The sequence below is a fragment of the Paucihalobacter sp. genome, assembly GCF_036825875.1.
Taxonomy (GTDB): domain Bacteria; phylum Bacteroidota; class Bacteroidia; order Flavobacteriales; family Flavobacteriaceae; genus Paucihalobacter.
Genome location: NZ_DAISXK010000019.1, coordinates 1 through 12,463 on the forward strand (window position 1 = coordinate 1; position 12,463 = coordinate 12,463).

Annotated in this window: 12 protein-coding genes and 1 pseudogene; 3 read left to right on the top strand and 10 right to left on the bottom strand. The window is 38.3% G+C overall.

Going from position 1 to position 12,463, the window contains the following annotated elements; all coding sequences use genetic code 11:
• Positions 1-1,106: pseudogene (locus V7Z48_RS07170) on the top strand (urocanate hydratase); the annotation flags it as partial.
• A 23-nt stretch (positions 1,107-1,129) separates the two neighbouring features.
• On the top strand, positions 1,130-1,711 hold the full coding sequence (locus V7Z48_RS07175) for a DUF4136 domain-containing protein (RefSeq protein ID WP_334112723.1): 582 nt from the start codon (positions 1,130-1,132) through the stop codon (positions 1,709-1,711).
• A gap of 112 nt (positions 1,712-1,823) precedes the next feature.
• Here the strand turns inward: V7Z48_RS07175 and V7Z48_RS07180 are convergent, their stop codons facing one another.
• Genes V7Z48_RS07180 through V7Z48_RS07190 form a run of 3 tightly spaced genes read right to left on the bottom strand, consistent with a single transcriptional unit; the run spans position 1,824 to position 6,291 of the window.
• Positions 1,824-3,923, bottom strand: coding sequence for an alpha-ketoacid dehydrogenase subunit alpha/beta (locus V7Z48_RS07180; protein ID WP_334112724.1), 2,100 nt, complete (start codon positions 3,921-3,923; stop codon positions 1,824-1,826).
• Positions 3,923-4,990 carry a branched-chain amino acid aminotransferase gene (locus V7Z48_RS07185; RefSeq protein ID WP_334112725.1) on the bottom strand — a complete coding sequence of 356 codons (1,068 nt, stop codon included), beginning with the start codon at positions 4,988-4,990 and terminating at the stop codon, positions 3,923-3,925. Before V7Z48_RS07185 ends, V7Z48_RS07180 begins: the two co-directional genes overlap by 1 nt.
• Positions 4,991-5,016: 26 nt before the next feature.
• A complete protein-coding gene (locus V7Z48_RS07190) occupies positions 5,017-6,291 on the bottom strand; it encodes a dihydrolipoamide acetyltransferase family protein (RefSeq protein ID WP_428849894.1) in 1,275 nt (424 codons plus the stop codon).
• Positions 6,292-6,523: 232 nt separating this feature from the next.
• On the opposite strand from V7Z48_RS07190, the gene V7Z48_RS07195 reads away from it, so the two are divergent.
• On the top strand, positions 6,524-7,000 hold the full coding sequence (locus V7Z48_RS07195) for an Lrp/AsnC family transcriptional regulator (RefSeq protein ID WP_334112727.1): 477 nt from the start codon (positions 6,524-6,526) through the stop codon (positions 6,998-7,000).
• A gap of 3 nt (positions 7,001-7,003) precedes the next feature.
• On the opposite strand, the gene V7Z48_RS07200 is transcribed toward V7Z48_RS07195, so the two are convergent.
• From V7Z48_RS07200 to V7Z48_RS07230, 7 genes are all read right to left on the bottom strand, one after another.
• Positions 7,004-7,600 carry an acyltransferase gene (locus V7Z48_RS07200; protein ID WP_334112728.1) on the bottom strand — a complete coding sequence of 199 codons (597 nt, stop codon included), beginning with the start codon at positions 7,598-7,600 and terminating at the stop codon, positions 7,004-7,006.
• Between the two features lie 19 nt (positions 7,601-7,619).
• Positions 7,620-8,039 (bottom strand): four helix bundle protein, encoded by a 420-nt coding sequence (locus V7Z48_RS07205; protein ID WP_334112729.1) that lies wholly within the window; start codon positions 8,037-8,039, stop codon positions 7,620-7,622.
• 63 nt (positions 8,040-8,102) lie between these two features.
• Positions 8,103-8,855, bottom strand: coding sequence for an enoyl-CoA hydratase/isomerase family protein (locus V7Z48_RS07210; RefSeq protein WP_334112730.1), 753 nt, complete (start codon positions 8,853-8,855; stop codon positions 8,103-8,105).
• A 45-nt stretch (positions 8,856-8,900) separates the two neighbouring features.
• The gene (locus V7Z48_RS07215; protein WP_334112731.1) at positions 8,901-9,209 is read right to left on the bottom strand and encodes a GIY-YIG nuclease family protein; all 309 of its coding nucleotides are present in this window, start codon (positions 9,207-9,209) and stop codon (positions 8,901-8,903) included.
• 45 nt (positions 9,210-9,254) lie between these two features.
• The gene (gene paaZ / locus V7Z48_RS07220) at positions 9,255-11,756 is read right to left on the bottom strand and encodes a phenylacetic acid degradation bifunctional protein PaaZ (RefSeq protein ID WP_334112732.1); all 2,502 of its coding nucleotides are present in this window, start codon (positions 11,754-11,756) and stop codon (positions 9,255-9,257) included.
• Between the two features lie 99 nt (positions 11,757-11,855).
• Positions 11,856-12,188, bottom strand: coding sequence for a type II toxin-antitoxin system PemK/MazF family toxin (locus V7Z48_RS07225; RefSeq protein WP_334112733.1), 333 nt, complete (start codon positions 12,186-12,188; stop codon positions 11,856-11,858).
• Positions 12,185-12,430, bottom strand: a complete 246-nt coding sequence (locus tag V7Z48_RS07230) for a CopG family transcriptional regulator (protein WP_334112734.1) — start codon at positions 12,428-12,430, stop codon at positions 12,185-12,187. Before V7Z48_RS07230 ends, V7Z48_RS07225 begins: the two co-directional genes overlap by 4 nt.
• Positions 12,431-12,463 lie beyond the last annotated feature (33 nt).

A 12,463-nucleotide genomic window follows, 5' to 3' on the forward strand; every position in this document is an offset into this window, starting at 1 on the left:
CACTAATCTCGAGAGTATCAAAAGCTAAAATTGAAAAAGAAGTCGTATCGCTAGCCTTTCTGGGAAATATTGTCGATGTGTGGGAAGCACTTTACGATGCCAATATACATATTGACTTAGGAAGTGATCAAACCTCCTTGCACAATCCATGGGCTGGTGGTTATTATCCAGTTGATATGACTTTTGAACAAGCAAATGAAATGATGTCCATAAACCCTGAGTTATTTAAACAAAAAGTTCAAATCTCTTTAGTGCGTCATGCAAAAGCCATTAATAAACATACGGCCAAAGGCACTTATTTTTTTGATTATGGAAATGCCTTTCTATTGGAAGCGTCACGTGCAGGTGCTGATGTTATGGCTCAAAATGGCATCGATTTTAATTATCCAAGCTACGTGCAAGATATTATGGGACCCATGTGCTTTGATTATGGATTCGGACCGTTTCGATGGGCTTGCGCTTCTGGAAATGGAGAAGATTTAGCTAAAACTGATGCCATTGCTTGTGAAGTACTTGAATCCTTGAAAAAGAAAGCGCCAAAAGAAATCCAACAACAATTAGCTGATAACATAAAATGGATAAAAGGCGCACAAAGCAATAATCTTGTAGTGGGTTCAAAAGCTAGAATTTTATATGCTGATGCCGAGGGACGGATAGAAATTGCTAAGGCTTTCAATAAAGCCATTAAAAATAAAGATATCGGCTACGTGATTCTCGGTAGAGATCACCATGATGTTTCAGGTACAGATTCACCTTATAGAGAAACGTCAAATATCTATGATGGCTCAAAATTTACAGCCGATATGGCCATCCAAAATGTGATTGGCGACAGCTTCAGAGGCGCGACCTGGGTAAGCATTCACAACGGTGGTGGCGTAGGTTGGGGCGAGGTTATTAACGGTGGCTTTGGTATGGTTCTTGATGGAAGTAAGAGGGCAGATAAAAGCCTCAAGTCCATGCTCTTTTGGGATGTTAATAACGGAATAGCGAGACGAAGCTGGGCTAGAAATGAGGAGGCTATTTTCGCCATAAATCGCGCCATGGAAAATGAACCGCAACTGAAAATTACCATACCGAATTTGGTTGACCCAGAATTACTAGAATAGACGTAACTCAATAAATAAAGACTATGAAAAAAATTGTAAAACTATTGCCAATACTACTCGTAGTAGCAGTATTAACCTCCTGTTCATCCGTTCGTGTAGCAGCTGATTATGAACGTGGAACTAATTTTGCAGATTACAAAACCTTCGCGTTTTTTAAACCAGGAATTGATCAAGCCAAAATAAGTGATATAGATAAAAGACGCATTCTAAAAGCTATAGAAACAGAAATGCTCGCAAAAGGTTACTCAAAATCCGAAACGCCCGACTTGCTCGTCAGTATCTTTACCGAATCCACCCAACGTGTTGATGTTTACAACAACGCTTGGGGCTGGGGAGGTTGGGGAGGCTGGGGAGGCTGGGGCTGGGGTCCTGGCTGGGGAGCCTGGGGTCCTGGTTGGGGCGGCGGCTGGGGTGGAAACGCCGTATCGACCTCTGTTGAAGGACAACTCTTTATAGATATAATCGATGCCAATAAAAAAGAATTAATCTGGCAAGGTTCTGGCACAGGTAATCTTACCGATAAAGATATTGATAAGAAAATCGCACAAATACAAGAGTTTGTGAATAAAATTTTGCTTCAATTTCCGCCAGATAAAACAAATTAAAAAACACTAAGGCGATGGTAAAGTCGCCTTTTTTATTTAAAAATATTTCCACTAATCAGGTAACAGCTGCAAATTACTGTATGGATTACGTTCGTTTAATGGAAAATCCTACTTAATAAGAAAGTAACTCTAGAATTTTTGCCTTCACCTTTTCCATACTAGGAATCATTGTTTGTTCTAAAATTGAATTCAGTGGAATTGCCGGCATATTTTCACTACCGATAGTCATTACTGGTGCATCTAAAAATTTAAAACACTCCTCCTGAATTTTACCCGCTAAAGCTCTGGCAAAACTATTATTTGAAGGCTCTTCGGTAACAACTAAACATTTGCCCGTTTTCTTTACGGAGGCCATAATGGTTGCTTCATCTAGGGGAAATAAGGTTCTCAAATCGATTATTTCAATTTGGTCACGCATATCAAGTGCTCCAGAAGCATTGTAAGCCCAATGAACACCCATACCATAGGTTACTATCGTAATGGTTTCAACATGCTCTTGTTTCCATATTTCCTGTAAAACCCACGCTTTTCCAAATGGTAAAATATAATCTTCGGCAGGTTCAACAGACGTAGCGCCTTTGGTGCCTTCTACCTTACTCCAATATAATCCTTTATGCTCTAAAATCACAACTGGATTTGGGTCGTAATAGGCGGCTTTCATCAAACCTTTTAAATCAGCTCCGTTACTTGGGTAAGCGATTTTAATGCCTCTAATATTTGTTACGATACTTTCAACTGATGAAGAATGATAGGGTCCACCACTGCCATAAGCCCCAATAGGCACCCGAAGAATCATACTCACAGGCCATTTCCCATTACTTAAATAACAGCTGCGGCTAACCTCGGTGAATAGCTGGTTGAGTCCAGGCCAGATATAATCCGCAAATTGAACCTCAACAATAGGTTTTAATCCAACAGCACTCATGCCCACAGTCGATCCTACAATAAAAGCTTCTTGAATTGGCGTATTAAAAACACGCTCGTCACCAAATTTTTGGGCTAAGGTAGCCGCTTCTCGAAAAACGCCACCTAGTCTACCACCAACATCTTGGCCGTATAACAAACACTCTTTGTGCTTGGTCATGATTTCTTCAATAGCAAACAAAGCGCAATCTACCATGACTACTTTTTCTGCGCCTTTGGGAGCGCGCTCGCCTTGTTCCTCTACAATTGGTGTCGGCGCAAAATCATGCGTAAATAAATCTTCTGGTTTGGGATCTTGAGCATTTAATGCTTTCTCAAAATCTTGTTGCACTTTTGTGATAGCTTCCTGTTCTATAAATTCAGCTTCTGCTATTGTAAAACCGTTTTCTAATAATTGATTTTTTAAGACAGGATAAGGATCTCGTGACTTGGCTTCCTCTAAATCGTCGCGATACCATTCCATTCTAACACCTGAGGTATGGTGATTTAATAACGGAACTTTGGCATGTACTAAAAAAGGACGGCGTTCTTCGCGAATGGTTTTTATCACCTTTTCAAGCGCTTGGTAACTTTCAGTGAAATTAGCGCCATCAATAGAAATAGCTTCTAAGCCTTTGAAACCCTTAGCGTATTCAAAAGCGTCTTGTGCTCTGGTTTCTTCAGCATTTGCTGATATATCCCAACCATTATCTTGTACCAAATACAATATCGGTAATTGTTTTAAAGCTGCCATTTGAAAGGCTTCAGCAATCTCACCTTCAGTCACAGAGGCGTCGCCTAGAGAACATAACACTATCGAATTCCCACGAAAGTGGGAATCTCGTTCTTTAAAATCAGAGATAGACGTACTACTTTCGGCTCTTTTCATGAAAAGACTACCGCTTTCGCGGTAATGTAGCCCCATAGCGGCGCCAGTAGCAGGAATTGCTTGCATGCCAGTAGCCGAGGATTGGTGAGGTATTTTTGGTTTATCGTCGTCTCTTAGACTTGGATGTGAATAATAGGTTCGTCCACCAGAAAAAGGATCATCTTTTTTGGCCAGCAATTGTAACATCAAATCATAAGGCTGCAGTCCGAACGACAATAGCATCGCATCATCGCGATAATATGGATAAGCGTAATCCTGAGGCAACAATTGCATTCCCGCAGCAATCTGAATGGCTTCGTGTCCGCGTGACGTTGCATGCACATATTTTGAAACAACCTTAAAATTATCTTCGTAAAGTTTTGTCATTGCTTTGGCGGTACAAAGCGTTTTAAATCCTTCTTTTAAAATTTCTTTATTCATCAAACTTCTATTGTTTCAATTTTATGCATCCAATTAAAAATATCGGTTTCCTTACCAGTTTTTATGCTATTTAGTTGGTCATTAATTTCTTTAGCTACTGGATTTTTATCAGAAATGAAAATGGTTTCATGTTCCGTTCCAATTTCTTCAATATAAGCAATACCTACAGCGGTTCCAGTTCCGAAGGCTTCTTCGAGCGTACCATTGTTGGCTGCTGCTTTTATTTCTTCTAATGAAATCAATTTCTCAGTGACCTTATAATTCTTATGTCTTAAAAGTTGAATTACGCTATCGCGGGTAATGCCTTTAAGCACCGAACCATCCAGCAGCGGTGTGAAAAATTCTCCGTTAATTTTGAAGAAAATATTCATCGTACCTACTTCTTGAATGTATTTATGTTCCGCAGCATCTAACCACAACACCTGATCGTAGCCTTTAGCTTTGGCGATTTCGGTTGGCCGAATGGCAGCTGCATAATTTCCAGCTGCTTTCGCCTCACCTGTCCCGCCATGAGCGGCTCGAATAAATAATGTTTCTGCCCATAACTTAATGCGTTTCGTAAAAAAGGGGCCAGCAGGCGACGCCATTGCAATAAATTTGAAATGCGTTGCCGCACGCATCCCAATAAATGGTTCATCGGCATACATAAATGGTCGTAAATAAAGTGCGCTGCCTTCTTGGGATGGAATCCAATTTTTTTCTATGGAAACCAACTGCTTTAAACCTTCCACAAAAAGGGTTTCAGGAAATGGCGGCATACCCATTCTGTCGGCACTTTTGTTAAGTCTGGCTGCATTTCTTTCTGGCCGGAATAGCATGGGTATTCCATCTGAATCCAAATAGGCCTTCATGCCTTCAAAAATTGCCTGTCCGTAATGCAAAGCCATGGCGGCTGGATGGGTTGGAATTAATGTTAAAGGTTCAATGCGAGGATTTACCCATTGCCCGTTTTCAAAGTCACATATAAACATATGATCGGTGAAGGTTTTTCCAAGTGGAATATTGTTGAAATCAAAATTTTCAACTTTTGACTGCTTTACTGTATCAATTGAAATATGAAACGACATAACTTTTACCTTTAAAATATATTGAATTAAATTTTTTGTGTATCATTAAATTGCTCTAAATAATCACCCACGCGGCGTAAGAAACTCCCTCCTAAAAATCCATCAACGACGCGATGATCAAAGGATAGTGATAAATACATCATACTGCGAATAGCAATTTCATCTCCCTGTTCTGTTTCGATAACTTCAGCTCTTTTCTTAATAATCCCGAGCGCCAAGATAGCTACTTCGGGTTGGTTAATAATTGGCGTGCCCATAACACTTCCAAAGGTACCAACGTTAGATATAGTGAAGGTGCTACCACTAATGTCATCGGATGAGAGTTTGTTATTTCTTGATTTATCTACTAACAGGTTTACATCTTTTGCTAATTGGGTTAAGCCTTTTTGGTCTGCATTTCTAACTACAGGCACAATTAAATTCCCGTTGGGTAATGCGGTAGCCATTCCTATGTTAATCTCTTCTTTTAATATAATAGTATTTCCATCAACAGAGGCATTAATATTTGGAAAATCTTTAATCGCCTTCGCAACTGCTTCTACAAATAGAGGTGTAAAGGTTAACTTTTCGCCATATTTCTTTTGAAATGCGGCTTTGTTAGTATTTCGCCAGTTGACCATATTGGTTAAATCGGCTTCAACATAAGCCGTTACGTGTGGTGATGTATGCTTGCTATAAACCATATGATCGGCAATCATTTGGCGCATGCGATCCATTTCAATAATTTTCCCTTTGCCTTTATCTAAATTCAATTGTGGAATGCGATAGGCAGTTGGATCATGCTGAATTGCCGGCTGCGCAAATTTAAAAGGCCTTCCTTGTTCTATGTACTGAAATACATCACTTTTACGTAATCTTCCCTCTTTGCCAGTTGCAGGAATACGAGCGAGCTCTTCAAAACTTATATGATGCGATTTTGCAATCGATAAAATAAGTGGTGAGAAAAAAGTACCATCTACCTTATCCGCAGTAATAGTGTACGTTGTAGCCTGCTTTATTGGTTTTGGGTGCGTTATTTTTTTTGGTATTTGAGGAGCATCCTTAACTTCATCTGCAATAACTGCGTCTTTTTTTGAAGTTGTTACTTCTTCTGAAATTTCTAAAATTGCAATGGTATCGCCAACTGGAACAACGTCCTTAGCTTGGCATAATGTTTTAACCAATTTACCCGATGCTGGCGCGGGCACTTCATTATCGACCTTGTCCGTGGCCACTTCTAGGATAATATCGCCTTCTTCAAAGCTATCGCCTTCTGCGATTAGCCAGTTGATAATTGTTCCTTCGGTAATGCTCTCGCCCATTTTGGGCATTTTAAATTCCAGCGAAAGCGGGGATCTCTCATTTTCACTCATTGTAATAGCTATTGAAGATTTGATTCTTTAATCAATAATAAAAGTACTAATTCTTTAATTCTACATTTGTTAAAATCTTACAAAATAAATTATAACAGGATAAAATTCTGTTTTTCTATAAATATTAAGTTTTTAATTCTTTTTATCTTTGTAAAAATATGATTCAAAAAATTAATTATCGATGGCTTATCAGTTAGACAAAGTAGACATCCAAATATTGAAGATGCTTCAAAAAGACAGTAACCGAACTACAAAAAGTATTGCTGCCCAATTAGACATGAGCACCTCTCCCATTTTTGAACGTATTAAAAAATTAGAAAAAGAAGGTTATATAAAAAAGTACGTAGCTGTTTTAGATAATAAAAAAATAGGATTAAAATTGACGGTTTTTATTGGCATAACACTTCAAGGGCATACCAGAAGTTACTTAGAAAAATTCGTGAAAGAGATTAATAATTTTCCCGAAGTAGTAGAATGTCATCGGGTTAGTGGCAATTTTGATTATCTGCTGAAATTGATAGTTGAAGATATTGAAGCCTACGAAACTTTTATAATCACTAAGCTAACGCTCCTTCCTTATTTAGGTAATGTACAAAGTCTCATCACTTTATCAACTGGTAAAGAAACCAACGAAATTGATTTAAGCAGTGTGCTTTAATAACTACTTTTTAAAAGTTTCTCTCAGCGTTTTATAAACATCATCTTGAACCTTCATATCGTTTGGTACTTCTCTAAGCGGTTCAACTGCATTTAAAGTGTCGTGACATTCCTTTGGTAATTGCTGATACAACTGCGTCCCTTTGGTTTTCCAAGTAATCATGTCATCACTTACTTGTTTCACAATTTTTGCGGGATTTCCAACTACTAAACTCCTTGGTGGAATTTGCATTTCTGACGACACAAAACACATAGCACCAATAATACTTTCGTCGCCTACCTCAGCATCGTCCATAATGACAGAGTTCATTCCTATAAGGCAATTTCTTCCTAGATTAGCGCCGTGAATAATGGCGCCGTGACCCACATGTGCACTTTCTTTTAAAACAATACTTTTACCTGGAAACATATGCACTGTACAATTCTCTTGAACGTTCACGCCATCTTCTAGAATGATTTGCCCCCAATCGCCCCTTATAGCCGCTCCTGGACCAATATAACAGTTTTTACCAATAATTACATTGCCCGTAACCGCCGCAAGTGGGTGTACAAAGCTGCTTTCGTGAACTACTGGTGTATAACCGTTGAATGCGTAAATCATAAGCCTGAGAGGTTAGAGATTAGAGATTAGAGGTGTGTTTCGATTGCTGTTTTTCATTTTTACGCTTTGCTATTTTTGAAACTAAGTGCTTTTTTAACGACGTCAACATTTTAGAAATTTCGGATAATCTTTTCCTGTTTTCCTCATTCTCCTCCTCTGAAATATAATTTCTAATTCTTGCCTTTGTTGATGCACATACGCTTTCATGAACACTTTCCCAAGATATTTGTAAGTATCTATTAAAATTAGCATCGGAACCTGCAGAACCTTCAGCAATATTAAAACCTATCGAGTCGGCTGCCCTTTGAAACTGAGAACTTAAATTATACGATTCGTGTTTTGGAAATTTTTGAATCTGTTGATTAACCAATTCAGCAAATTCTATAGCTTTTTGATATACAATCAAATCTTCAAAACTAAAATGGTATTTACTCTTCATAGCTGTTTTGATTACTAACCTCTTACCTCTATTTACTATTTACTATTTACTATTTACTATTTACTATGTCTTAAACTTATCTAAAACTTTCTTAGTAAACTCGCTCAACACCAACCTACCACTAATCTTAGCCCGCTGGGTCAGCAATTGGTCCCAGTCTTCGGTCCCGCGCCAGAACATCGTTTTCATTTCGGTCATGGCTTTGGGGTTGTAGGTACACAATTTTTTAGCAAATTGATGCACAGCTTCATCTAAGGCCTCGGTGGTATCAAACAATTCTGTGAAAAGTCCTTTTTGCAATGCCCATTCTGCTGAGAAAAATTCATCTGCATTCATGGCAATTTGCGACATCCCGCTTAAGCCAAGTTTACGCTGCACTGCAGGACCGACCACAAATGGACCTATGCCAATATTAAGTTCGCTCAGTTTGATGGAAGCAAATTTGGTTGCCATACAATAGTCGGTAGCCGAAGCTAAGCCAACGCCACCACCAACGGTTTTACCTTGCACCCGACCAACGATAAACTTAGGACATTTTCTCATGGCGTTGATAACATTTGCAAACCCTAAGAAAAATTGTTTGCCAGTTTCTTCGTCAGTAATATCAACTAATTCGTTAAAACTAGCGCCTGCACAAAAGGTGCGGTCACCACCACTTTTTAAAATGACTACCTTTACATTGTCATCTTCTCCAGCGCTAGTGATGGCTCTTGCCAATTCGGACAATAAACTAGATGGCAACGAATTGTGTGATGGATGAAAAAACTCAATCGTTGCGATGTTATTTTTAATTTGTTTTTTTACGTAGGGATCCATACCTTTTTTATTTGTCTGTGCGCACTTGTTGCGCACTCGTGTTTATTATTTATAGAATTTTGATAAATCCCAATCAAGGCTCAAATCGACCCAATTCGGATTTTCTTTATTGATTTGATTAATTCTCCACTGCCTCTTCCATTTTTTAATAATTTTCTCTCTTCTTATGGCTTCTCTTATATCCAAATGCATCTCAAAATAAACTAATTTTTTGATGTTATAACGACCAACATGAGTCCCAAAAGTTGCTTTTTTATGTTCGCTCATTCGCCTTTCATTATCATTTGTCACACCTACATAAAAGATATGATTTGGTTCATGTGTTAAGATGTAAGTATAATACTTTTTCGACATTTTATTTTTTAAGCGACTGCGCAACAAGTGCGTAGTGACCTGGAATTAAAGCAAACCAAATTGCTCAAAATGATGATTTAAATGCTTGCGTTCTAACAAATACCATTCGTAACGATTCATTTCTCCAAATACGATGTTGTTTAACTTTGCATCTGGATTTGCTTTGAAAAAACTTTTATATTTTTCTCTTTGTTCTAGAAATTTTTCAACGGCTTGTTCAAGATTTGGGTGAATTAGTGCCTCCAAGGTATCCTTTTCCATCGTTGGAAACTTGGTATTTCTCGGAAACTTTTGATAGTTGTATAAACTAGCATGCACTTTGTCGAGTATTTTCTCAGGCGTAGCGACTTCAAAATCTTGAATCTCGCCTGCTGCAATTTTATAGGTGTACTCTAAGTGTTCTATCATATGCTGCGGTGTCATGATGCCCCATTTTGGTTTGGTAGTTTCTTTCAGATTTGACAGATATTCTTTGATATTGTTATCGGTCATTTCAACAAAAGTCTCTTGCTTTTTTTGCATAATGGTGAGAACTGTAGCGAAAGCGACTTTTTCATCTGTATTGGCGTCAAAAATTTCTGCATACCATTTCACAATGCCGCTTGGATGCTCTGCAGATGCCACATCCCGATCTACTTTTTGCTTACAGGTTAATCGCACATAAATGGTATCGTTGTGATATAGCGGACGAAGAAATCGGCATTCTTCCAGTCCGTAATTTGCTGCCACAGGACCTTTATTTGGATAGACAAACAAACCAGCAGCGGCAGAGATTATAAAATAACCATGTGCAGTTCGTTTTTCAAAAATGCTGCCGTCTAAAGACGTTATGTCGGTATGTGCATAAAAATGATCCCAAGTGATGTTTGAAAAATTGATAATATCTGTATCTGTAATGGTTCGGTTATGCGTTTTCATCGACATTCCCGGTTGGATGTCTTCCCAATGGTATTTAAATGGATGTTGGTCTGCTTCTTTATACCTTGCGTTTTGCTGATAAATTCCAGTAATTTCAGTAATGGTTGTGGGCGAACCTTGAATAGCCGTACGCTGCAAATAATGCTTAATTCCCCGAACACCTCCCATTTCTTCACCGCCACCGGCCCTACCAGGACCACCGTGTACTAAATATGGTAAAGGTGAACCATGACCAGTACTTTCTTTGGCACTTTCGCGATTTAACACTAAAATTCTTCCGTGATGAGATGCTGCATTAATAACATAGTCTTTAGCAATATTGTCGTCATTAGTAGCAATAGATGACACTAATGAGCCTTTACCCATCTGTGCTAGCAGAATCCCTTCATCTAAACTTTTATAAGGCATAATGGTGCTTACAGGACCAAAGGCTTCACGCTCGTGAATGATGGTATTTTGAAATGGATGATCTGCTCTTAAGACAATCGGACTTATAAAAGCACCTTTTCTTGAATCTGCTCCAATAGTTTCGATGGTATCTAAATTGCCGTAGACGATTTGAGCTTCCTTTGCTAAATCCTTAACTGAATCCCTTACTGCTTGTACTTGCTGACGACTCACCAAAGAACCCATTCGGACTTCTTTAAGTCGTGGGTCGCCAATAGTGACTTTATCCAATGCTTTTCCTAAGGCCATTTGCACATCTTCAACTAAATTTTCTGGAACTATAACTCTTCTGATAGCGGTACATTTTTGACCTGCTTTTACGGTCATTTCATTACGCACTTCTTTGATAAACAAATCAAATTCGGGTGTGCCAGGAACTGCATCTTCACCCAAAATTGAAGCGTTTAGCGAATCGGCTTCCATAGTAAAAGGAACAGATTCCTCAATTAATCTTGGATGCGCTTTTAAAAGTCGTCCTGTAGTTGCCGAACCTGTAAAAGTTACGACATCCTGAGATTCAACGGTGTCTAATATGTTTTTAACAGTACCATTAATTATTTGAAGTGCCCCTTCGGGCAAAATTCCAGATCCTACAATTTCCTTCGCCACAGCTTCTGCTAAATACGAAGATGAAGGCGCAGGTAAAACCACCGCTGGTACTCCTGCCATCCAATTTACAGCACATTTTTCTAACATGCCCCAAACTGGAAAATTAAACGCATTGATATGAACAGCTACTCCTTTTTTTGGAACCATAATATGATGTGCCATAAAGCGACCACCTCGAGATAAATCTATTGGATCGCCTTCAACGTGATAGGGTTGATTAGGGAATAACTTTCTTAGTGAAGCATTGGCAAATAGGTTTCCGAAACCACCTTCAATGTCTATCCAACTGTCCACTCTTGTGGCGCCAGTGCGATAGCTTAATTCGTAAAATTGTTCTTTGCGTTTGGTTAAGTATAATGCCAAACTTTTAAGCATATTTCCTCGTTCTTGAAAGGTCATTTTGCGAAGTTGTTGGCCACCTTTGGTTCGTCCGTAGTTCAAAATTTCAGGAATATCTAAACCTTCGATTGCTACCGAAGCAAAAGTTTCTCCTGTAATGGCATCATGTATAGGCGTGCCTTCTTCGGTTCCTGTTGTCCACTTGCCAGTTATGTAATGTTCTATCTTCTTCATATGCTTGGTGCTTTATATGATGAGATTTTTGTTTTCACGAAAACATGATGTTGTATTTTTTTCATCAGAATAATTATTTAACGCAGGTTCGAATAGTTTCTAATATTTTAAAATTTTGAATAAAGTATCATGGATTGAGGTCATCGTTGGTTTTGAGATAGTACCAAGTTTTTTTTTGAACCGTTCCTTTGATAGTGTCCTAACTTGAAAAACCAAAATCTCCGAGGTTTCTTTTAAACCATTTTCTTCATTAGGCTCAATGATGGGATGTTCTTTAAAATAGTGCAATGAAGTTGTAAGCGGACAAACTATTAACAAATTTGATTTTTGATTCATTGTATTCCCACTGATAATCACTGCCGGCCTATTACCACTTTGTTCGCTACCTTTTACCGGGTCAAAGTAAACATTCCATATTTCCCCTTGCCTCATTTTTTTTCTAAATCTTCAAGTATTTGGAACCAATCTTCTAATCCTTCTTCGGCTATTTCCAACATTTCGGGATTGTTTGCAGCTCGTTCAAAAGATTTAGCGAATTGTGCCTTTTCAATTTGAATCAAATAACGTTGTAGCGCTTTTTGAATGAGTTTATTTTTAGGGATTTTTAATTCCAATGCTGTTTTTGCAAGCTGATCAAGTAGCTCTTGTGGAAGAGATGATGTAAATGTTGCCATTTTATATTTATTTTTTGTAAATATAAATAATAT